At 69.9% G+C, this 22,341-nt stretch carries 21 protein-coding genes; 4 read left to right on the plus strand and 17 right to left on the minus strand.

The genetic code is table 11. From position 1 onward, the window contains the following. Positions 1-37 precede the first annotated feature (37 nt). Positions 38-1,009 (minus strand): porphobilinogen synthase, encoded by a 972-nt coding sequence (gene hemB / locus AC069I_RS03505; RefSeq protein ID WP_478229502.1) that lies wholly within the window; start codon positions 1,007-1,009, stop codon positions 38-40. 136 nt (positions 1,010-1,145) lie between these two features. Between hemB and AC069I_RS03510 the strand changes: the two genes are divergently transcribed. Then, a complete protein-coding gene (locus AC069I_RS03510; RefSeq protein ID WP_478229501.1) occupies positions 1,146-2,432 on the plus strand; it encodes an Nramp family divalent metal transporter in 1,287 nt (428 codons plus the stop codon). 157 nt (positions 2,433-2,589) lie between these two features. On the opposite strand, the gene AC069I_RS03515 is transcribed toward AC069I_RS03510, so the two are convergent. From AC069I_RS03515 to AC069I_RS03550, 8 genes are all read right to left on the minus strand, one after another. After that, complete coding sequence (locus tag AC069I_RS03515; protein ID WP_478229500.1) at positions 2,590-2,814, minus strand: hypothetical protein; 225 nt, start codon at positions 2,812-2,814, stop codon at positions 2,590-2,592. Positions 2,815-2,940: 126 nt separating this feature from the next. Next, complete coding sequence (locus AC069I_RS03520) at positions 2,941-4,473, minus strand: bifunctional uroporphyrinogen-III C-methyltransferase/uroporphyrinogen-III synthase (protein WP_034310603.1); 1,533 nt, start codon at positions 4,471-4,473, stop codon at positions 2,941-2,943. Between the two features lie 60 nt (positions 4,474-4,533). Beyond that, positions 4,534-5,481, minus strand: a complete 948-nt coding sequence (gene hemC / locus AC069I_RS03525) for a hydroxymethylbilane synthase (protein ID WP_478229499.1) — start codon at positions 5,479-5,481, stop codon at positions 4,534-4,536. Positions 5,482-5,488: 7 nt separating this feature from the next. Next, positions 5,489-6,796: a glutamyl-tRNA reductase gene (locus AC069I_RS03530; RefSeq protein ID WP_478264775.1), complete on the minus strand. Its 1,308-nt coding sequence runs from the start codon at positions 6,794-6,796 to the stop codon at positions 5,489-5,491. Between the two features lies 1 nt (position 6,797). Further along, a complete protein-coding gene (locus AC069I_RS03535; protein WP_478229497.1) occupies positions 6,798-7,625 on the minus strand; it encodes a redox-sensing transcriptional repressor Rex in 828 nt (275 codons plus the stop codon). A gap of 349 nt (positions 7,626-7,974) precedes the next feature. Beyond that, positions 7,975-9,507 (minus strand): molybdopterin-dependent oxidoreductase, encoded by a 1,533-nt coding sequence (locus AC069I_RS03540; RefSeq protein WP_478264776.1) that lies wholly within the window; start codon positions 9,505-9,507, stop codon positions 7,975-7,977. A gap of 57 nt (positions 9,508-9,564) precedes the next feature. Further along, the gene (locus tag AC069I_RS03545) at positions 9,565-9,801 is read right to left on the minus strand and encodes a glutaredoxin family protein (protein WP_007030874.1); all 237 of its coding nucleotides are present in this window, start codon (positions 9,799-9,801) and stop codon (positions 9,565-9,567) included. 49 nt (positions 9,802-9,850) lie between these two features. After that, positions 9,851-11,335, minus strand: coding sequence for an AMP-binding protein (locus AC069I_RS03550; protein ID WP_478264777.1), 1,485 nt, complete (start codon positions 11,333-11,335; stop codon positions 9,851-9,853). A gap of 292 nt (positions 11,336-11,627) precedes the next feature. Between AC069I_RS03550 and AC069I_RS03555 the strand changes: the two genes are divergently transcribed. From AC069I_RS03555 to AC069I_RS03565, 3 genes are all read left to right on the plus strand, one after another. Continuing rightward, the gene (locus tag AC069I_RS03555) at positions 11,628-12,326 is read left to right on the plus strand and encodes a sigma-70 family RNA polymerase sigma factor (RefSeq protein ID WP_478229494.1); all 699 of its coding nucleotides are present in this window, start codon (positions 11,628-11,630) and stop codon (positions 12,324-12,326) included. Between the two features lie 109 nt (positions 12,327-12,435). Then, positions 12,436-13,524 carry a DUF5667 domain-containing protein gene (locus AC069I_RS03560; protein ID WP_478231356.1) on the plus strand — a complete coding sequence of 363 codons (1,089 nt, stop codon included), beginning with the start codon at positions 12,436-12,438 and terminating at the stop codon, positions 13,522-13,524. A gap of 95 nt (positions 13,525-13,619) precedes the next feature. Continuing rightward, complete coding sequence (locus tag AC069I_RS03565) at positions 13,620-14,522, plus strand: HAD family hydrolase (RefSeq protein WP_192747707.1); 903 nt, start codon at positions 13,620-13,622, stop codon at positions 14,520-14,522. A gap of 472 nt (positions 14,523-14,994) precedes the next feature. On the opposite strand, the gene AC069I_RS03570 is transcribed toward AC069I_RS03565, so the two are convergent. From AC069I_RS03570 to AC069I_RS03605, 8 genes are all read right to left on the minus strand, one after another. Further along, a complete protein-coding gene (locus tag AC069I_RS03570) occupies positions 14,995-16,098 on the minus strand; it encodes a lysophospholipid acyltransferase family protein (protein ID WP_478229492.1) in 1,104 nt (367 codons plus the stop codon). Next, the gene (locus AC069I_RS03575; RefSeq protein WP_340684902.1) at positions 16,095-17,144 is read right to left on the minus strand and encodes an NAD-dependent epimerase/dehydratase family protein; all 1,050 of its coding nucleotides are present in this window, start codon (positions 17,142-17,144) and stop codon (positions 16,095-16,097) included. The genes AC069I_RS03570 and AC069I_RS03575 overlap by 4 nt, the downstream gene beginning before the upstream one ends. Before the next feature lie 284 nt (positions 17,145-17,428). Next, positions 17,429-17,530: a 30S ribosomal protein bS22 gene (locus AC069I_RS03580; RefSeq protein ID WP_007030867.1), complete on the minus strand. Its 102-nt coding sequence runs from the start codon at positions 17,528-17,530 to the stop codon at positions 17,429-17,431. A gap of 145 nt (positions 17,531-17,675) precedes the next feature. Further along, positions 17,676-17,891 (minus strand): helix-turn-helix domain-containing protein, encoded by a 216-nt coding sequence (locus AC069I_RS03585; RefSeq protein ID WP_016330918.1) that lies wholly within the window; start codon positions 17,889-17,891, stop codon positions 17,676-17,678. A 193-nt stretch (positions 17,892-18,084) separates the two neighbouring features. Then, positions 18,085-18,900, minus strand: coding sequence for a pyrroline-5-carboxylate reductase (gene proC / locus AC069I_RS03590; protein WP_478229491.1), 816 nt, complete (start codon positions 18,898-18,900; stop codon positions 18,085-18,087). Positions 18,901-19,001: 101 nt separating this feature from the next. Beyond that, positions 19,002-19,832 (minus strand): thioesterase family protein, encoded by an 831-nt coding sequence (locus AC069I_RS03595; RefSeq protein ID WP_478229490.1) that lies wholly within the window; start codon positions 19,830-19,832, stop codon positions 19,002-19,004. 141 nt (positions 19,833-19,973) lie between these two features. Continuing rightward, positions 19,974-20,771: a sugar phosphate isomerase/epimerase family protein gene (locus tag AC069I_RS03600; protein ID WP_126733212.1), complete on the minus strand. Its 798-nt coding sequence runs from the start codon at positions 20,769-20,771 to the stop codon at positions 19,974-19,976. Between the two features lie 22 nt (positions 20,772-20,793). Continuing rightward, positions 20,794-22,326, minus strand: a complete 1,533-nt coding sequence (locus AC069I_RS03605) for a hypothetical protein (protein ID WP_478264778.1) — start codon at positions 22,324-22,326, stop codon at positions 20,794-20,796. Positions 22,327-22,341 lie beyond the last annotated feature (15 nt).

Here is a 22,341-nt window from a genome sequence, read left to right on the forward strand (position 1 = left end):
CGGTTTCCGTGGCGAAGGGGCCCTTTCGTCACGAGGCTCAGTCCAGCCAAGCAGCGGCTTCGGCGGCCCAGTAGGTGAGGATCATGTCCGCCCCCGCGCGGCGGATCGACGTCAGTACCTCGAGGATCGTGCGTTCGCGATCGAGCCAGCCGTTCGCCGCGGCGGCCTCGACCATCGCGTACTCCCCCGAGATGTTGTACGCCGCCACGGGAACCGTCGACGTCTCGGCGGCGGCCCTGATGACGTCCAGATAGGTCAGCGCGGGCTTGACCATGATCATGTCGGCGCCCTCGGCGATGTCCAGCTCGATCTCGCGCAACGCCTCGCGCACGTTGCCCGGATCCTGCTGGTACGTCTTCCGGTCGCCCTTCAGCTGCGAATCGACGGCCTCACGGAAGGGGCCGTAGAACGCGCTGGCGAACTTCGCCGAGTACGCGAGGATGCCGGTGTCCGTGCGCCCGGCGCGGTCGAGCGCGGCGCGGATGACGCCGACCTGGCCGTCCATCATGCCGCTGGGACCGAGCAGATGGGCCCCCGCCTCCGCCTGCGCCAGCCCCATTTCCGCGTACACGCGCAGGGTCGCGTCGTTGTCGACACCGCCTTCGGCGTCGAGGACGCCGCAGTGGCCGTGGTCGGTGAACTCGTCGAGGCACGTGTCCGCCATCAGGACCGTCGCGTCGCCGAGATCGGACCTCAGGTCGCGCAGGGCGACGTTGAGGATGCCGTCCGGGTCGATCGCGCCGGAGCCCTCGGCGTCCCGCGCCTTCGGGATACCGAACAGCATCAGGCCGCCGACCCCGGCGTTGACCGCGTCGACGGCGGCTTTGCGCAGCGTGTCGCGGGTGTGCTGGACGACGCCGGGCATGCTGGAGATCGGGCGGGGCGCGTCGGCGCCCTCGGCCACGAACATCGGAAGGATCAGCTGGCGGGGGCGCAGCGTCGTCTCACCGACCAGCCTGCGCATCGCCGGAGTGGTACGGAGCCTGCGGGGACGATGTTCGGGGAACACCCCTACGACGGTACTCCCGCTCGCTAGAGGGGCGGTGAACGGCTCAGGGGCCAGGCGGCCGAACCTTTCCTAAGGAACGGTAAAGAGTCGCCTTTGCCCGATTCCTAGCGGTGTGACGTGGGTTACCTTTCCCTCCATGTCGAGCTCAACGGTGACCGACCAACTGGAAGAACCGCCCGTCGGCTGGCGCGCACGGCTGCGCCAGGTCGGGCCAGGGATCATGGCCGCGGCGACCGGGGTCGGCGCGGGTGACCTCGTCGCGACGATGGTGGCCGGATCGCGCTTCGGGTACACGCTGCTGTGGGCGGTACTCGTCGGCACGATCTTCAAACTCGCGCTGGCCGAAGCCGTCGGCCGCTGGCATCTGACCTCGGGCCGGACGATCCTGTCCGGCTGGCGGACACTGGGGATCTGGGCGCTGATCTACTTCGGGATCTACGCGGTGATCTGGGGCTTCGTCTACGGTGCGACCGCGATGTCCGCGTCGGGCCTGCCACTGAACGCGCTCTTCCCCGCGCTTTCGGTGCGGTACTGGGCGATGATCTGCGGCCTGCTCGGCTTCGCGCTGGTGTGGTTCGGGCGTTACGCGATCATCGAGAAACTGATGACCGTCCTGGTCGGCATCATGTTCGTGACCGTGGTCGGGACCGCGATCCTCGTCGTGCCGAATTTCGCGGAACTGTTCAAGGGCGCTGTCCCGACCCTGCCCGACGGCTCGCTCGTCTACGTCCTCGGCCTGGTCGGCGGCGTCGGCGGCACGATCACCATGGCGGCGTACGGCTACTGGACGCTCGCGAAGGGCTGGCGTTCGTCGAAGTGGCTCCCGATGATGCGCACCGACAACGCCGTCGGGTACGTCATGACCGGGATCTTCGTGATCGCCATGCTGATCGTCGGCGCGGAACTGCTGATGGGCCAGAAGATCATCTCGGGCGACAAGGGCCTGCTGTTCCTCGGCGACACCCTCGCCGCGGACTACGGGCAATGGGCGCGGATCCCGTTCCTCATCGGCTTCTTCGCCGTTTCGTTCACGTCGGTGATCGGTGTCTGGCACGGCGTGAGCCTGCTCTTCGCGGACTGGTGGCGCATTCTGCGGCTGCCCAGGAACGCGACGGAAAGCGTTGAGGCGTATGAGAAAAAGGCCGGTGAGCGCAGTGTCGCGTACCGAGGATACGTGCTGTGGCTGACCTTCCCGCCGATGGCGTTGCTGTTCCTGGACCAGCCCTTCCAGCTCACCGTGATCTACGGCGTGCTGGGCGCGTTGTTCATGCCGTTCCTGGCGGCGACCTTGCTGGTGCTGCTGAACACTTCGCGGGTGCCTCGGGAAGGGCGTTCGCGGTGGCTGTCGAACGGGCTGCTGGGCGTGTGCCTGGCGATGTTCGCGTACCTGGCCTACACGGAGGTCGTGAAGTTCTTCTCGTGAGTGGTAAGGACGGTTCTAACCGTCCTTACCACTCACGAGACATGCCCCACCACGCCACCGCCACCCTTGCTCGCCCCTGCACCCGCCTGCATGTACTCGGGAAGGTGTGAAGGCCTCCTTCCCTACCTTCAGGGTAGGGAAGGAGGCCTTCACGGACTCACGACCAATGCCGCCACACGAGGCCCGTATCCGCACGCCCGCCGGGGACACGCTGAACTCGGCGGGCGTGCGCCGAGACGGGAGAACGGTCGGTCACCGTGACCACTTGGACCGCGCACCCGGCCGGGGTGCAGACCTCGAAGGGCGTGGCGGCGGCCGCGGTGCCCGGGAAACCGAGGGCCAGCACGCCCAGGGCGGCGACGGTGAAGGCCAGAGACTTCATGATCGCTCCCCAGTGCTTGTCGGAATCACCGAGGCTATGACCGGCCGCTACGCACACGGCGAAGTTTCACTGAGGAACGAAAAAGCCCCCTCCTCACGCGAACGTGAGAAGGGGGCTTTTCGTGAATCAGGAGCGGCGGGCTCGCTTCGCCTTGCGAGGCGGCGGGAGCGCACCTTCGGCACGGAGCCGCGCGGCGTGCTCGGCGAGCGCGTCGACCAGGTGCGGGACGTCGGCCTTCTCGGGCTGGACGTCGACCCGCAGCCCGAACTCCACGGCGGTCTCCGCGGTCTTCGGGCCGATGCACGCGACCAGCGTGCGGGTGTGCGGCTTGCCGGCGATGCCGACGAGGTTCCGCACGGTCGAGGACGAGGTGAAGCAGACCGCGTCGAAACCGCCGGTCTTGATCATCTCGCGGGTCTCGGCGGGCGGCGGCGCGGCGCGCACCGTGCGGTACGCGGTCACGTCGTCGATCTCCCAGCCGCGTTCGCGCAGACCGGCCGAAAGGGTCTCGGTGGCGATGTCCGCCCGCGGCAGCAGCACGCGGTCGACCGGGTCGAGGACGTCGTCGTACGGCGGGAACTCGGCGAGGAGGCCCTCCGAGGACTGCTCGCCTTCCGGGATCAGCTCGGGGATGATGCCGAAGGAGCGGACCTTCGCGGCGGTCGATTCGCCGACACAGGCGATCTTCACGCCCGAGAAGGCGCGGGCGTCGAGGCCGAACTCCTCGAACTTCTCCCACACCGCGCGGACGGCGTTGGTCGAGGTGAAGACGATCCACTGGTAGCGGCCGTCGACGAGACCCTTGACCGAACGCTCCATCTGGGCGGGGCTGCGCGGCGGCTCGACCGAGATGGTCGGGACCTCGTGCGAGGTGGCGCCGTGGCCGCGAAGCCGCTCCGCCATCTCACCGGCCTGCTCCTTGGTGCGCGGCACCAGGACCTTCCAACCGTACAGCGCGCGCGACTCCCACCACGACAGCTTCGAGCGCTGGCCGACGGCCTGGCCGATGGTCACGATGAGCGGGCCGACGAGCTCGCCCGCCTCGTTCGCGACAGTGGCCAGCGTGGTGTCCAGGGTGCGCTGGGTGTTGATGGTGCCGTTGGACGTCACCGCGACCGGGGTGGTCGGCGCCAGCCCGTGCTCGGTCAGCGCGGACGCGGCCTCGGCCAGGTGCGCCGACGTCGCGTGCAGCACGATCGGGCCGGGGGTGGCGGCCAGCGCGGCCCATTCGACGTCGCCGCGGACGTCGACCTCGGTGTGCGTGCCACCGAGCGCGACACCGGCGTACGCCGGGACGGCCGCGCCGGGCGAGACGCCCGGGATGATGTCGAATACGGCGCTGGTCCGGGAAACGGCCTGCACCTCGGCGACGACGGCGGGCTGGGTCAGCGGGTCACCGGCGATCAGCCGGAGCACCAGCCGTCCGGCCTTGGCCTCGTTCACCAGGTCCTTGGCGACCTCGGTGGCCTCGCCGACGGCGGGGCGCACTTCGGCACCTTCGGCGGCGAAGGCCAGGACGCCTGCTGGGACGTCCGGGTCGGTCACCACGACCTCGGCCTTGGCGAGCAGCTCCTGAGCGCGGACGGTCAGCAGACCGGCGTCACCGGGGCCCGAGCCCACGAAGGCGACACGCCCGGTGGTCTTACGCGCGGGGGTCATCTGTGCGTTCTCCTCTTGAGCGGCCGCAGTCGAGCGCGGCCCTACCTTCAACGTTCTGACTCACTGGGCGGGGCCGGACAGCGCGCCGGCCCCCAGGTCGAGCAGCTCGGCGGCCAGTGTCCGGCCGAGCTGATCAGCATCGCGGAAGTCGGCGAGCGCGGAAGCGCGCACCATGTCGACCGCGTCCCCGTCCCCTTCGACGGCGGCGGTGCCCCGCAACGAGATCCGCTCGACGACCCGCCCTTCGGCGTCCAGGTCCTCGACGATCTCCGCCAGCGCTCCGACCGGTGCGCTGCACCCGGCTTCCAGCGCCGCGAGCAACGCCCGTTCGGCGGTCGCCACGGCACGGGTGCCTTCATCGTCCACTGTGGACCCGAGCAGGTGCTCGATGTCCACGTCACCGGTCCGGCACTCCACCGCCAGCGCACCCTGTGCGGGCGCGGGCAGCATCTGGATCGGGTCGAGGGTCTCGGTGATCTCCTCCGCCCGGCCGATCCTGGCCAGTCCGGCACGCGCCAGGATGACGGCGTCCAGCTCTCCGTCGCTCACTTTGCGCATGCGGGTGTCGATATTGCCTCGGATCGGCACGATTTCCAAACCGAGACCGAGCGCGCGCAGCTGCGCGGTCCGCCGCGGCGAGCCGGTGCCGACGGTCGAGCCGGGCGGGAGCTCGCCCAGCGTCAGCCCGTCACGGGCGATCAGCGCGTCGCGCGGGTCCTCGCGGGGCGGCACGGCGGCGAGCGTGATGCCCGGCTCCGGCTTCGTCGGCAGGTCCTTGTACGAGTGCACGATGACGTCGACTTCCTCGCGCAGCAAGGCTTCGCGCAGCGCGGAAGTGAAGACGCCGACCCCGATCGTCGGGATCGGCGCGGACGACTTGTCGCCGGGCGTCGTCACGGTGACGAGCTCGACCTCTGCGCCGGTGGCGCGCAGGGCGTCGGCGATGGTGCCGGTCTGCGCGAGGGCGAGTTTGCTGCCGCGCGTCCCGATGCGGATGACTCTGCTCACTGGATGATCACTCGTCTTTCGGCGTCGCAGTAGGACTGGCCACCGCGGCGGGCGCCTGCGGGTCGAGGCAGAACAGCTCGCGCAGCGCGTTGGCGTAATCGGTGTCGGCCGTCTCGGCGGCCAGCTGCTTGACCCGCACCGTCGGCGCGTGGAGCAGCTTGTCGACCACGCGGCGGACCGTGCGGCCGACCTCCTCGCGAACCCCGGGTTCGAGGTCCGGCAGGCGGTTGTCCAGCCGCAGCAGTTCCGCGTCGACCACCTCGGCCGCCCGGCGCCGCAGCGCCGTCACCGTCGGGGTGACCTCGGCGCTGCGCTGGCCGGCGAGGTACTCGCGCACCTCGTCGAGCACGATTCCGGCGGCCTTCGCGGTTTGCCGTTCGGTGGTCGGGGTGCCCGCTTCCCGCATGCGGCGCTGGATGGTCTCGAGATCGACCACGGTGACCTCGGCCAGTTCGGCGACGTCGTGGTCGACGTCACGCGGGAGACCGAGGTCGCAGACCACCAGCGGGCGTCCGGCGCGGGCCGGGACGTGCTCGGCGGTGAAGACGGCGGCCTGCGCGCCGGTGGAGCAGACGACGACGTCCGCCTCGGCGACCGCGTCCGCGATGCCGCTCATCTGGACGGCCTTGGCGGGCACGCCCTGCTCGACGCTGGCGGCGGCGAGGCGGGCGGCCCTCGCCTCGGTGCGGTTGGCGATGGTGATCTCGCCGATCCCGGATTTGCGCAGGTGGGACGCGGTCAGCGCGCCCATCGAACCGGCGCCGACGATCAGCGCGTGCTTGCCCGCGAGATCGCCCGCGGCGGCCAGCGCCTCGGAGACCACCGAAGCGCCCAGCTGGTCGAGGCCGGTCTCGGTGTGGACGCGCTTGCCGACGCGCAGCGTGGTCTGGATCAGCTCGTGCAGCGTGCGGCCGACGGTGCCGGCCTCACGCGCGGTGGCGTACGAGGACCGAATCTGGCCGAGGATCTGCGTCTCGCCGACGACCATCGAGTCCAGCCCGGAGGTGACCGAGAACAGGTGCTCGATCGCGGCGCCCGCGTAGTGCACGTACAGCGAGTCGTACAGGTCCGCGGGCTGCATCCCGGCCTGGCGGGCGAGCACGTCGGAGACGTCGTTCAGACCGCCGTGGAAAGTCTCGACGACGGCGTAGACCTCGATGCGGTTGCAGGTCGAGACGAGGATCGCCTCGCTGACGTGCTCGGCCTGCTGCAGCTCGTTGAGCACCTTGGTCACGTCGGTCGCGGGGACCGCGACGCGTTCCAGGGTGCTCAGCTCGGCGCTGCGGTGTGAGAGCCCGACCGCCAACACGCTCATTTCAGCGCACCACCATTCCGTTGCCGTGGCCGTTCACGCTGCCATTCTCGGGGCTCCCGGGGCCACCGTCTCCGCCGCCGTTGCCGTTAGCGGCCAGATCGGCGCGACGAGCGACGTGGAACGACAGGATCTGCAGTTCGACCGCGAGATCGACCTTGCGCACCTCGATATGTGCCGGAACCTGCAGCACCACCGGGGCGAAATTCAGGATGCACTGCACGCCACCTGCGACAAGCCGGTCGCAGACCGACTGCGCGGCGGTGGGCGGAGTGGCGATGACGCCGATGGAGATCTGCCGTTCGGCGCAGACTTTGGGGATCTCGTCGAGATGCGAGACCGGGAGGCCGCCGACCGGGACGCCGACCAGATCCGGGTCGAGGTCGAACAGCGCCTCGACCGGGAACCCGCGGCCGGGGAACCCGCCGTAGTTGGCCAGCGCGTGCCCGAGGTTACCGATGCCGACCACGGCGACCTTGTGCTTGCGGGTCAGGCCGAGGATCCGCTCGATCTGGCTGACCAGGACCTGGACGTCGTAGCCGACGCCGCGGGTGCCGTACGAGCCGAGGTAGGACAGGTCCTTGCGCAGTTTCGCGGAGTTGACGCCCGCGGCCTGCGAGAGTTCCTCGCTGGAGATCGTCGTCGCGCCCTGCTCGGCCAGCCCGGAGAGGACACGGAGATAGACGGCGAGGCGGGCGACAGCGGCCTCGGGGATCGACTTCGCGCGGACCGCTTCCGGTTCGGCGGTGGCCTCGACGGCGGGCATCTCCGCGGTGGGCGCGTTGTCGGCGTCCGGTGTCACCCGGGTGCGCCGGCCTCGTTGCGACACCACGCTTGTCCGCTCCTCTGGTCCTGCGACGACATGAGTCACCCGAACCTGGAAATCGGCTCTTGACCCGCGGCGCTGAGTCCGGTTCGATGCCGGGCGCTTTCGGAGGCGACGTATCTACGGTAGCCACTTGTGAACGCAGGCACAAAGTCACTGGTAGGTGCTGTGTCCAAGGTCGCGCGGGGGCTTCTACCGCTACCGGCGGACCGTCCGCTCAGTAGCGCGTCAGCGCGACGAGGGGACTTCACCGGCGCGCCTCTTTCGGGCCGAAGGCCCACGGAAACGTTTTGCAGGGCGCCCTTCGCACCTGGGTGACGCGTAGAACGGCCCCGCGCCCTGCGAAAGGTTTCCGTCAGCGCGCGTTAAAAGACACCGTGTGCCAGCCGGTGGCGCCGTCGGGCACGGTTCCGGCGCGCTCCGGCGTCTGCGTGTAGCCCGACTGGTCCGTCGCCCGGACGGCGATCTCGTGCTGACCAGGGCCGACCTGGACCTCGGTCCACCACATCCGCCAGGTGTCCTTCGAGGTCTCCGCCGACAGGACAGCCTCCTGCCACGGCCCTTGATCGACCCGGACCTCCACCTTCGCGACGCCGGTGTGCTGCGCCCACGCGGTCCCGGACACCACGACCTTGCCCGCGTTCACCGCCGAGCCGGGCGCGTCGATCCGCGACTGCGTCTTCACCGGCGCCTCCCTGGCCCAACCGCGGCCGAGCCAGTACGCCTGGCGCTCCTCCCACGTGGTGATCTCCAGCTCGGTCACCCATTTAGTGGCGGACACGTAGCCGTACAGCCCGGGAATCACGATCCGCGCGGGGAAGCCGTGTTCGATCGGAAGCGGTTCGCCGTCCATGCCGAGGGCGAGCATCGCGCCGCGCCGCGGGTCCAGGGCGGCTTCGACCGGGGTGCCGCAGGTCCAGCCGTCGACACTGGTCGCGAACATCTGCTCGGCGCCCGGTTTCACGCCCGCTTCGTTCAGCAGGTCGCGCAGGTCGATGCCGATCCAGCGGGCGTTGGAGATGTACGGGCCGCCGACCTCGTTGGAGACGCAGCACAGGGTTACGTCGCGTTCGATCAGCGGCCGCGAGCGCAGATCTTCATACCTATAGGTGACCTCCCGCTCGACCATGCCGCGGATCTGCAGGCTCCAGTCCTCGGTTCGGACCTGCGGGACCACCAGCGCCGTGTCGATCCGATAGAAATCCTTCGAAGGAGTGATGTACGGCGGGGTGCCGAGCTTCGCGAAGTCCGCGTCAGGCGGGATCGGCGGCGCGGTCCTCGCCGCGACGAGCCTGCCGACGGCGGCACGCGACTCCTCGGCGTTCTTCCTGGTCCCGATGATCTGACCGGTCAGCGCGGCGACCCCGGCCCCGGCCGCGACGGACGCCCCGGTGATCAGCACCTTCCGCCGGTCCGGGCCCTCGCCTTCACGGTCGTCGAAGAACACCTTCGGGCGGAAGAACGAGTGCAGCCGGGTGAACACGACGAGCGCGACGACGGTGGCGATCACCGGCGCCAGCAGCGCGATCTGCCCCAGGTCGGTGCGCACGAAGACGGCGGCGACGCCCGCCGCGCCGAGAACGCCGACGATCACCTGGCCCGGCAGCGGAGTGCGGCGCGAGAGCTGCCCGGCGAGCAGCGCGAACAGCACCAGCACCACGGCGAGACCGATCTTGAGGACGAACTTGTCCCAGGTCTCCAGGGTCTGCTCGGCCCAGGCGACCACCGCGTGCGGGCTGTGGTCGATGACGAAGTTCGCGACGGCGACGAACGGCGAAGCCGTGTACCCGACGAAGCCCGCGACGAGATGCCCCACGCCGAGGGCGGCGGCCAGTGACAGGAGCCCGGTCAGCGCGGCCTGGGAAGCGGTGAGCCTGCGTTCGTCCACGACTCCATCTTCGCCACGGATACGCCCGGAAGTCGGCCGATCGCCCTTACGAGACTGTTACGCCAGCGCCTTCCGGAGCCTGTCCTCTTCGACGCGCCAGTAGCCGTGCTCGGCGTCGTCGATCAGGATCACCGGCACGCGGTCGCCGTATTCGGCGCGCCATTCTGGGTCGCTGTCGACATCCCGCGCCGACCAGGCGACGCCCAGTTCGCCGCAGATCCGCTCGATGTCCTGTTCCGCGACCTCGCACAGGTGGCAACCCGTGCGGGTCATGACGGTCACGTGGTGGGCCATGCGTCCAATCCTTACCCGGTCCGAGGCACTCTTTCCCGCCGAGGGCCCATCAGCGCAGTCGCATACGGCGCAATTTTCCAGTGGCGGAATGCGGCAGCGACTCCGCGAACTCGACCGTGTGCGGCACCTTGTACCCGGCCAGGTGCTCCGCGCAGTGCTCGACGACCTGCTGTTCCGAGAGCGAAGCGCCGGGCGCGGGGACGACGACGGCCTTCACCGCTTCGCCGGTCCGCTCGTCGACGACGCCGACGACGCCCGCCTCGACGACCTCGTCCAGCATCGAGATCACGTTCTCGACCTCGTGCGGGAAGACGTTGAAGCCGTTGACGATGATCAGGTCGTTGGCCCGGTCCACCAGGTGCAGGTCGCCGTCGCTGTCCAGGTAGCCGACGTCGCCGGTGCGGAACCAGCCGTCCTCACCGGGGCCGTGCGAGCCGTCGGGCCAGTAACCGGAGAACAGGTTCGCACCGCGGATCGACACCAGACCGGTGCCGCCGTCCTCGTCGAAGGCGTCGCCGAGGTCGTCCGGGTCCAGCGGGACGGGCTCCGCGTCGCCGTCGCTGTCGACCAGCCGGAGCTCGACGCCGGGCAGCGGCCGCCCGACCGAACCCGGCTTCGGGTAGCCGGTGACCAGCGTCGTGGTGACCACCGGCGCGCATTCGGTGAGGCCGTAGCCCTCGTAGACGTCGAGGCCGGTGGCGCCGCGGAGCGCGGTGAGGACCTTCGGGTGCAGCGGCGCCGCGCCCGACGTCATCCGCCGGACGGTGGACAGGCCACGGCCGAGTTCCTCGGGGTCCATCGCGGCGAACTCGGCGTACATCGCCGGCACGCCGGCGATCGACGTCACCCGGAATTCGGCGCAGTCGGCCAGCGTGCGCTCGGCGAGGAAGCGTTCGGACAGGATCGCCGTCGCGCCGACCGCCGTGGTCTGCAACAGACCGGGACCGAGGCCGTAGACGTGGAACAACGGGATGGTGATGAGCACGCGGTCGCCGTGCACGAGCGGCGCCGGGACGATGCGGCTCAGCTGGCCGAGGTTCGCCAGCAGCGCCCGGTGCGACAGCATCACGCCGCGCGGCGGGCCGGTCGTGCCGGAGGTGTACGAGATGACCGCTATGTCCTCACCGGCGCCGGCCTCGTCGACCGGTTCGGCTGCTCCATCCGAGGTAACAGGCGGTGAGAGGCTTGTCACTCCCTCGGGGAGCTCCTCGGAGACTTCGCGTTCGAGGACGAGCCGTGCGCCGCTGTGCTCCAGCAACCCGTTCAGCTCCGCCGCCGGCCCCTGCGGCGAGATCGGGACGACCACCGCGCCCGCCCGGAGCGCCCCGAACAGCGAGACGGCGAACGCGGCCGAAGTCGGCAGCCGCAACGCCACCCGGTCGCCGCGCTCGATTCCCGCGTCGAGCAGGGCGCGGGCCAACGCGTGGGCGGCGTTGTCGAGCTCCGACCAGGTCAGTGCGACCCCGCCGCCGGTCTCCTGGACGGCCGCTTTGCCTGGCCACTGACGGGCGGCCTCGGCGAGCAAAGTGGGCACGCTTCCTTCGGCAACCTGCTCCGCGCTCAACTGCGAACCTCTTCCCTCGGTGAACGGCGTTGTCAGTTTGTCATCTCGGCCACCGTCATGGGGGTCACTCGCTTTCGTCGCAGTTCCGTAACCCCGGCACCGCTACCTACTTCGCGGTAACTACACGTATGCTGCTGGGCGTCGTCGAGTGGTGTTGATCACTCGATGGTGAGAAAGGGAGTCCGGACGTGCAGATCTTGCAGGCCCACGCGGCGGTGGGACATGCGAGCCGGTGCTCCCTGTCCGGAACGGGAGGTGCGCCATGACTCTTCCCGCACCGAATCCCGTCTCAATGGTGGCGGGCCACATCCTCCGCCGGAGTGGTTTCCCCGCGGCGCCGTCGCCCCGGGCGAAGGTCGACGAGGGCGACGCCGCGGCCGAAGCCGCGAAGGCCGAAGCGTGGGATCTGGTCAGCGCCGCGCAAGGCGGTGACACCTCCGCATTCGGGCGGCTCTACGACCGCTACGTCGACGTCGTCTACCGCTACGTCCTGTTCCGCCTCGGCGACCGGGACCTCGCCGAGGACGTCACCAGCGAGACGTTCCTCCGCGCGCTGCGCCGCATCACGTCGGTGAGCTACCAGGGGCGTGACGTCGGCGCCTGGTTCGTCACCATCGCGCGCAACATCATCCTCGACCACGTGAAGTCGAGCCGGTTCCGCCTCGAGGTGGTCACCGACGAGGTGGCCGAGCCCAACGGGGCGCCGATCGGGAACGTGGGCGTGCAGGCGGTCGCGGGACCCGAACAGCAGGCCATCAGCCGCGCCACTCGAGCCGAACTGCTGCGCTGCGTCGCCGAACTCGGCGAGGATCAGCGCGAGTGCATCGTGCTGCGGTTCATGCAGGGGCTTTCGGTCGCCGAGACCGCGGCGATCATGAAGCGCAACGAGGGCGCCATCAAGGCCCTTCAGCACCGCGCGGTACGCCGTTTGGCACAACTTCTGCCCACCGGATTGCGTTAAAGTCCCATATTTGTCCCTCGCCGGGCCTTGCCGTAACCCTTGGGCGTCCCCGCTCGTTTTCACTGCCAGACCGGTGTCAGGACCGGGCTGAGCAGATGGAGACTTCGCCGTGGGCGTGCCGGGATGGTTCGCGCGGGAGCGGGCGGACGGTGACCGCTTCGCCGACCTTGTCGACGGCACCGAATCCCCGGACGACGACGAGTTCGCGCACGAACTCGCGCTCGTCGGCGGCTTGCGCGAACTCGGCGCCGGCGGCGCCCCCGACGCGGAGACCCGGCAACGGATCCGTGACGAGATCGCCGGACGACTCGCCGAGGCCGAGGCCGCGCCCAAGCGTCGCGGTCACACCGTCGCCAACCTCGCCGCGGCCGCCGTCGCGCTCGTGCTGGCCCTGGGCGGCATCACCCTGCTGCTATCCAAGGACGCGTTGCCGGGCGATCCGCTGTACGGCATCAAACGAGCGGGTGAATCGGCCGCGCTCGGGCTCACCTTCGACGAGCAGGACAAGGCGAAGAAGCATCTGGAGTTCGCCGCGAACCGCGTCGGCGAGCTCGACGAACTGACGCGGCAGGGCGCGCCCACCGACGCCTACTTCACCGGCCTCACCGATTTCGAGACGGATCTGCGAGCCGGTGTCTCCCGGCTGACCGCGTTCGTCACCGATCAGGGTGGCCAGACCCGGCTCGCCGAACTCCGCACCTGGGCGCGGCAGCAGTCCGACCGGCTCGGTCTCCAGGTCGACCAAGCCCCCGCCGAGGCGCGCGACAAGTTCGCCGCGGCCCGTGTCCTGCTCGACAAGGTCCAGGAGCGGACGACGGATCTCGGCTCGCGCCTGGTCTGCTACACGATCACCACGGGCTCTTCCGACGAACTCGGCGCGGTCCCGGCCGTCGGTGACTGCGTCCGCGACCCCGATTCCCCCCACGCGGTCCTGCCGCCGGTGACGTCTCCCCCGCCGTCGTCGGCACCGACCGGGTCACCGGCGCCGACCTCGGTGCCGCCGTCGTCGTCCGCCGTGGACACCGCGGCCCCGACCGGGCCGATCGCGCCGCCGACCGGAGGCACACCGCCACCCGTGGTCCCCGTCCCCGGCCCCACCAACCTGCCGCCGCTGCCGACGACCACCACCACGCCGAAGCCGCCGCTGGTTTCGATTCCGCCGCTCATTCCGGGATTACCGCCGATAACCATCGGCTGACTCACCGTCGATGAGGGAGGCACCACACCCGGGGCAGCGTGGTCGGCCGCTCGCTACGCTGTGCACAGGCACCTGGGATTCCGGAGGCGGTGTGCGTGTCAGTTTGGCGGGGCAAGGATAAGAGTCAAGAGCTCGAACGACTGGCCGAGCTGGCGGGCGAGGCGTCGGCCGAGGCCGCCATGGCGACCGCGTCCGCCGAAGCACTCGAACCGCCCGCGCCGCCCGCTCCGCCGGACCTGACGGCGGCCGCGTTCTTCGACGTCGACAACACCATGATGATGGGCGCGTCGATCTTCTACTTCGCCCGCGGCCTGGCCGCGCGCAAGTTCTTCACCTCCGCCGATCTGGCCGGATTCGTCTGGCAGCAGGTGAAATTCCGGCTCGGCGGCCGGGAGAACAAAGAGGACATCAAGACCCACCGCGAGCGCGCACTGTCCTTTGTGGCCGGCCGCACCGTGCAGGAACTGACCGACATCAGCGAAGAGATCTACGACGAGCTGATGGCGGACAAGATCTGGTCCGGCACCCGGGCGCTCGCGCAGATGCATCTCGACGCCGGACAGCGCGTCTGGCTCGTCACCGCGACCCCGATCGAGCTCGCGGCCATCATCTCCCGGCGCCTCGGCCTCACCGGCGCGCTGGGCACCGTCGCGGAGACCAAGGACGGCGTCTACACCGGCCGTCTTGTCGGCGACCTGCTGCACGGCCGGGCGAAAGCCCACGCCGTCCGGGCGCTGGCGTCACGCGAAGGGCTGAATCTCAAGCGCTGCACCGCGTATTCGGACTCGCAGAACGACGTCCCGATGCTGTCGGTAGTCGGAACCGCGGTCGCGGTGAACCCGGACGGCGGTCTTCGCGACGTCGCGCGGGCGCGCGGCTGGGAGATCCGCGACTTCCGGACCGGACGCAAGGCCGCGAAGATCGGCGTGCCTTCGGTGCTCGGCGTCGGTGCCGTGGCCGGTGCCGTCGCGGCGGGCATGGCCTATCGGAAGCGCTGACCTTCCACGCAATCAGTCACCTACTTGCGGCGATCGCGGCCGTGAGTAGGTGAGTCGGCGGCCGGAGCGGGCCCGCCACGAAGGCCTGGCGCTCCCCTGACCGTCCATAAGGGACGCTAATCCTGATCAGGATGCCCGATTCGGGGATTTTGCGCAGATTAACGAGAGGTCGTGGACGGTAAAGAGGGTTGGAACCCGATGCCACGTAGCTTAAGTTGATCTTGGATGGGGGCCTGGATCGTAAGCGGTGAGGGCTGCCGCAGGTCACGCGCTCGGCTTCCCTGGCCGACAAATCCCACCAAAGGACCATCATCACTGTCGTGAGTGGCGTTTCGGGTTAGAACCCGAAACGCCACTCACGACCAACCCGACCCACGAACCGTACTTTGGCCATCAATCGGTCATTCAGGGCACGGCCGGCCTGAAGCCCGTCACTCGCGAGTTCCGGGTCTGATCACGCGAGTGACGCGTTCTAGCCCTTGAAGACGCTCTTCCGCTGCGAAAGGCGTTTGTACAGCGACTGCTGGATCGACTCCCGTACCTGGTCGGTCAGCGTGAAGACCAGCATCGGGTCGTCGACGGCGTCCGCATCATAGGTGTCCGTGCGGATGGGCTCGCCGAACTCGATGCTCCACTTCGTCGGCAACGGGATCGCGCCGAGCGGGCCGAGCAGCGGGAAGAACGGCGTCACCGGGAAGTACGGCAGGCCGAGCACGCGCGCGAGGAGCTTGATGTCGCCGATCTTCGGATAGATCTCCTCCGCGCCGATGACCGACACGGGGATGATCGGCACGCCGGTCCGCAGCGCGGCCGAAACGAAACCACCGCGGCCGAACCGCTGCAGCTTGTACCGCGACGAGAACGGTTTCCCGATCCCCTTGAACCCCTCCGGCCAGACGCCGACGAGTTCTCCCTTGCGCAGCAAGCGTTCCGCGTCGGCGGCGCAGGCGAGTGTCTGCCCGGACTTGCGGGCGAAGGAGCCGACCAGCGGCACCTGGAACACCAGATCCGCACCGAGGCCGCGCAGATGCCTGCCGCCGGGGACGTGGTCGTGCACGGCGACGGCGGTCATCAGCGCGTCGAGCGGCAACGTGCCGGAGTGGTTCGACACCAGCAGTGCGCCGCCGTCGGCGGGCAGGTTCTCGACGCCGAAGGTGTCGACGCGGAACCACTTCTCGTACAGCGCGCGCAGCGGCGGCAACAGCAGGGTCTCGGTGAGCTCGGCGTCGAAGCCGAACTCGTCGACGGTGTAGTCACCGGTCAACCGGTCACGCAGGAACCCCAGCGCCGTCCTGAGCGAGGCCGGGAGGAGATCCGCGTCGGCCGGACGGGTCCTGGCGGGCGCGACGCGCGCCGCCCCGGGGAATTCGACGACGGGCGCGTCCGCCCGGCGCTCCTGCTCCAGATGTTCTCGCGCTTCTTCCGACTCGCGAAGATCCCGTTCCGCTTCGACCGCCGGGTCCGGCTTCTCTCTGCCGGGGCCGTGCAACGGGATGACCTGCGCTTCAGCGCCGCTCACGTTTTCCGCCTCGCCTTCGTGAGAGTTTTCGGGATCGTTCTCGTGTGGCCTGCTCACCGGTGCGCCGCCTGTCCGGTCGCCGCGGCCACCAGCACCTTGCTCGCGAACCCGGCCAGCTTGCCGCCGTCCACCACGGGACGGAGCCCGCGGCCGGAGATGTAGTCGTCGAACGCTTCCCGCGTCGTCCAGCGCGGGGTGTAGCCGAAATCTTTCTTGAGCTTCGTGTTGTCCACGACGCGGCCGAAGTTCAGCAGCCGCACCTGGTCGGCGGAGAAGTCGACCACGCGGGCTCCGCGCAGCACTTTGCCGACCGACGGCACGACACCGCTGGGCATCGGCAGCTCGACCCGGCCGGCTCGCCGGATCGCCTGCGAGAGGGTGAGTACCCCGTCCGAACCGACGTTGAACACGCCTGGCTTGTCGTTCAGGGTCGCCTGCTCGAACACCGACAGCGCGTCCGAAGCGTGGAGCAGCTGGAGCCGCGCGTCGTAGCCGAAGACGGTCGGGACGAACGGCAACGCGAAGTAGCGCGAGAGCACGGTGTCGATCTCGGGGCTGATGATGTTGGCGAACCGCAACAGCGTCGTCGTGATGTCGGGACGGCGACGGAGTAGCCCGCGGACGTATCCCTCCATCTCGACGGCGTCCTTCGCGTAACCGCTGGTCGAGGTGGGGATGAGTTCGGAATCCTCGGTGAAGACGGCCTGCGAGCGCGCGCCCGCGCCGTAGACGGCGGCCGTCGACTTCACCACGAGCTTGCGCACGAGCGGCGAGCGCTGGCAGGCCGCCAAGAGCCGCATCGTGCCGATGACGTTGACCTCTTTGATCGCCGTCCGGCGAGCCGGGCCGGCCGGATGCGCGGTGCACGACGCGTGCACCACGGTGTCGACCTTGGCCGTGCTGATCACCTTGGCGATCAGCGGGTTGCGGATGTCGGCACGGACGTATTCGGCGTGCCCCATCCGCTGCAGGACCGACTTGCGCGGAGGCGTGGTGTCGACGCCGATCACCCGCTCGAACTCCGGATTGTTGCCGAGTCTGGCGAGCAGCTTCCCGCCAAGGTCTCCCCCGACCCCGGTCACGAGCACGATGTTCGACGGCATAGGACTCCCTGCGGCTTGGGCGGTTCTCGGACTTCGATCACGGGGTCCGGATGACCTTGAGCACTGGTCGATCCACCGAGTGTGCGCGTACCTGCACTCATGGGAAGCATCGCGCGGCTGCCCTTGAGATGTTACCGCTCATTAGGGGTAGTCGAGGCAGCGCTTACATGCTATTAACCAGCCGCTCGCAGAGGGGATGCACGTCTCACTCGGATGGGCGGAAACCGCCCACCAAATGGGAATGGCCCGTCCAGAAACTGGACGGGCCACTCACCGGCTGTGTCTTACTTGCCGGCCTTCCTACGCTGAACGCGCGTCCGGCGCAGCAACTTGCGGTGCTTCTTCTTCGACATGCGCTTACGGCGCTTCTTGATCACAGAGCCCATCGTGAGCGCTCCTTCCTTCGTCGTCGGTCACGCTGCCCGGCGCAGCGTCCAACGGGTGGAGCGCACAGGCACGAGCGGTCTTCCAGGGTACTCGCGCCCCGGAAGACGCCCTCGGGCGGGCACGTTGTGCCCCGCGAAACGGGCCTCAGCCCACGTCGAAGTACGCGCCCTGCAGATACTCATGAACGGCCTTTTCGGGCACTCTGAACGACTTCCCGACGCGCACCGCGGGCAACTCGCCCGAGTGAACGAGGCGGTAGACGGTCATCTTGGAGACCCGCATCAGCGTGGCCACCTCGGCGACCGTCAGGAACTGGACCTGGCCCACTGAGGGCAGATCGTCTTTCTTGTTCGGCGGCATGTTTCACCGTGTCCTTCGACACGTGTCGCGCCACGAGGCTTCCCCACCTGTGGTATCGACACGCACGTGCTCTCCTGAGAGTAGCGGGACACGTGTGGCTAAAGCGACGCGAGTCACCGAGATGGGCCCGTACGACTACGCATTTAGTCCTCTAAATGCGGTAGTCAGACGACGAACTACCGCATCCAGAGGACTAAATGCGGGGATCGTGGGCGGCGCCCAGCTCGGTCGAGCGGTCCTTCGCGGCCTCGATGGCGGCCAGCAGCGCCGCGCGGACGCCATGCTTCTCCAGCTCGCGGATGGCGTTGATGGTCGTCCCGGCGGGCGAGGTGACGGCTTCGCGCAGCAGCACCGGGTGTTCGTCGGATTCGGCGAGCATCTTCGCCGCCCCGACCGCCGACTGGATGATCAGCTGCCCGGCGAGCGCGCGGGGCAGGCCGAGCAGGATCCCGGCGTCGATCATGGCCTCGACCAGGTAGAAGAAGTACGCGGGCCCGGAGCCGGACAGCGCCGTGACGGCGTCCTGCTGCGACTCGGGCACCTCGACGACCTGCCCGACGTGCGACAGCAGGTCCTTCACCACCGCGATGTGCTCGGCGGTCGCGTGCGCCCCCGCGGAGACCGCGCTCATCGCCTCTCCGACGAGCATCGGGGTGTTCGGCATGACCCGCACCACCGGGACGCCGTCGGCCAGCCTGCGCTCGTACAGGGCGGTCGGGAGGCCCGCGCACAGCGAGACCACCAGTGACTCCGCGCCGAGCAACGGCGCGAGCTCGTCCAGCACCGGTTCGATGTCCTGCGGTTTGACCGCGACGACCAGCACGTCGGCCCGGCGGGCGGCGTCGGCGACGGTGACCCCGTGCACGCCGTAGCGCTCGGTCAGCTCGGCCGCGCGCGCCGGGTACCGCTCGGTGAACAGCAGGTCGTCCGGGCTGTGCCCGCCGTGCAGCAGGCCCGAGAGCAGGGCCTCCCCGATCTTCCCGGCACCCAGAACCGCGATCACGCTCATGCCTTCTTCCCGTACTGGGTCACGTTCCGTCGCATGAGCGGGCACTGCGTCGATGATTCGCTCGCAAGCTCGCTCATGTCTTTCAGCGTGCCAAACGGCCGTCAGCCACCGGGCGCCGGGGCAAGCGCCAGCTGCCGCGCCTGGCAGACGAGCCTGCCCTGCGCGTCGACCACGAGCGCGTCCGAGTCGAACCAGGCCTCGTGCACCGACTGGCTCTGGACGAGCACCCGCAGCCAGCCCGGCGCCGGCCGCGTGCGCAGCAACGCGGTCAGCTGCACGGCCGGCGCCCAGCCGACCCGGCCGAGGTTGTAGACCACCGGCGGGTTCACGTCGCTCGCGAGCAGGGCGAAGAACGGATCCGCGAGCCCGTGCCTCGGCCGGACCCACAGCCGGATCCTCGGCGGGTCGCCGATCCGGCCGTGCAGGTAGCCGACGCTCGCGGGGTCGAGCCGGACCTCGCAGCCCTTCGCGAGGTTGAACCGGCCTTCGGAGGTCTCACCGGTCATGGGGACCGCGCCGGGCGGCGGCTCCGCGGGCATGGCGGGGACGTCGGTCCACTCCGGACGCCGCATCGGCAGCCGCCCGGTGGTCACCCTGGCCTCGACGCAACTGCGGCCCCGCTGCTCCAGCGTGACCGCGACGACCGAGGCGCGCCTTCCGACCTTCCGGACGTCCATGCGCAGCAACACCGGCCCCACCGCCGGCGGGTGCAGGAACTCCGCGCTGATCGCGAGCGGCTCGGACGGCGGCTCGCCGCGTTCGTGGAGGAAGGTGAGGGCGGCCCTGGCCATCAAGGCCATCAGGAAGCCGCCGTGGGGGTGTCCACCGATCGACCATTCGGTCCGGAGGACCGCCGTGAAAGTGCCGTCACCCAGTGATCTCGTCGCGCACGCCGCGTCGAAGGAGGTGCTCGTTTCGTCAGCCGCGCTCACCGAGCACTGACCCAGGCCACGAGCCGATCCATCGGGGTGCGGGAGATCAACAAGCGCAGCTGCTTCACGGTCGGAACTTTACGTGTACCAGCGCCTCGAGCGCAGGGAGGAATGAATCTCCGCACCCGGAGACGATCTTTGTCACTGGCCGAGGTGAAGCCTCGCGAACAGGAGTGACTCCGCGAGGTCCCGCGACCGCCGCGCCGCGCTCGGCGACCGCCGGGTGTTGATCTCCAGCACGACCTGCCCGGAGAAATCGCTGTTCACGAGCTTTTCGAGCAGTTCGGCGCAGGGCTCGATCCCGCGTCCGGGCACCAGGTGCTCGTCCTTCGGCAGGCCCGTGCCGTCCGCCAGATGGACGTGCGCGAGCCCGGAACCCATCCGTTCGGCGAGCGCGAGGGCGTCCATCCCGGCTGCCGCTGTATGGGACAGGTCGAGCGTGTAGTGGCGAAACCCTACGTCCGTAGGGTCGATCGACGGCCGGAAGGCCGACACGCGCGACGTCCGCGAGCCGCCGGGCGGCCGGACCTTGAACATGTTCTCGACCGCGATCTCGATCCCGCTGGCTTCTTCGAGCTCGTCGACGAGGTCACCGAACGCGTCGCCGTAGCGGCGCTGCCACCGGAACGGCGGATGCACCACGACCGTGCGCGCGCCGAGCTCCTGCGCCGCGTCCACGGACATCCGCAGGCGCACCTCGGGATCCGGCGACCACACGCGCTGGGTGATCAGCAGCGAAGGCGAGTGGATCGACAGCACCGGCACACCCGTACGGCGCGACCAGCGGCGCAGCGCGGAGATGTCCTGGCTGACCGGGTCCGCCCAGACCATCACCTCGACACCGTCGTAACCGAGGTCGGCGGCCAGCTCGAACGCCGTGCCCGCCCGCAACGGCCAGACGGACGCCGTCGAGAGACCTACCGGAATCTGCTGAACCATTCCGGCATCCTTCCCGAGTCCGCTAACGCGCGACCAGCAGGAGTGCGGCCGGTGAGACCGTCACCACCAGTCCGACCAGTACCGCGAGCACCAGGGTCTGGAGATCCTCCGCCTTGCGGATCTTCCGGACGATCCACACCAGCGCGACGATCACCAGCAGCGCGGCGACCAGCGCGGCGGCGGGGATGTTCACCCACAGCCAGTTGAAGCCCAGCCAGACACCGGCGCCGCCGACGACGCCGAGGGCGAGCTGGCCGGCCAGCGCCAGCCACTGCTTCCCCGGCGAGACCTTCTCGGCGGGCGCCGCGGGCTCGTCCTCCTCGACGACGTCGTCGACGCTGTCGTCGTAGTCGTCCTCGTAGTCGTCGGCGCGGTAGCCGTAGTCGTCGCGGCCGAAGTCCGGGCCACCGTCCGGGTACGCCGGGTCGGCGAACTCGCGCTCGTACTCGTCGAGGTTGTCCTGCCGGTCGCGGTCGTCGAGCGAATGCGGCGGCACGAAGGGCATCGGCGCCGGATGCCCCATGGTGGGCGGACCGGCGTCGAACGGGTCCGGCTCGGGGTCGGCGTCCGGTTCGACGGGCGCGACCGGGGGCGGCACCGGCGGGATCCCACCGATTTCGGTGTCCTCGGACTGCACCTTCTGCCTGCGCTTGCGCCATCCGGCGAGGCCGGCGGGCGGCGCCGGAGGCTCGACGGGCGCGGGGACCTCGGGCTCGGCCGCTGGTTCGTCACCGACCGCGGCGAACTGTTCGGTGCTCGGCTCGGCCTTCGGCTGGGGCGGGCGCGCCGCGGGACGGCGGCGCCGCGCCGGCTGGGCGGGCGGCGTCGCGAACGCGCCGCTGGCCATCGGGCCCGGCTGGTCCTGCACGTCTTCGGCCGGGGCGTCGAGGCCGCCGTCGAGCCTCGCCGACAGCCCCGAGGACGGGGGTCCGGCGGGCGGCTCCGGGCGACGGCGGACCGGCGGCATCGCGCCACGGGTCTCCTCCGGACGCGGACGGCCACGCGGGGGCAGGCCCTCGGAGTCCGGCGGGCGCTGCTGGTAACCGGACTGCTCCTGCGGCGGAGCCGGCCGGACGAACTGACCGGACTGCTGCGGGGGACGCTGCTGATAACCGCTCTGCTCCTGCGGCGGAGCCGGCCGCGGGAATTGACCCGACTGCTGCGGCGGACGCTGCTGATAACCGCTCTGCTCCTGCGGCGGGCGCACCGGCGGCGTCTGCCGGGTCGGGGTGGACGCGACGTCCGGCGGCACCGGCAGCGGCGCGGAGTCCTGCTGCGGCTGCGGAAGCGGACGCGCGCCGGAATCTTGCGGGCGCGAGCGGCGTGGCGGACGGTTGGCAGGCGGCGGGGTGTCGCCGGACACCCTGTCGATGATCGCCTGCGGCGCCGTATCGCTCGGGGACGGCGCGCGCCGCCCGCGAGTGGGCTCGGGAGCCTCGTCGTCGTCGGCCGCGCGGCGTCGCCTGCGGCGCCCGCCCTCGGGCTGGGCTCCGTGCTGCGCGAGCAGCTCCGCCACGGTCTTCTGTGGCTGGCCGCTCTCTGTCTCGTCCGTCATACCGTGCAGTCCAAT

It is taken from the genome of Amycolatopsis sp. NPDC043885 (genome assembly GCF_056435685.1).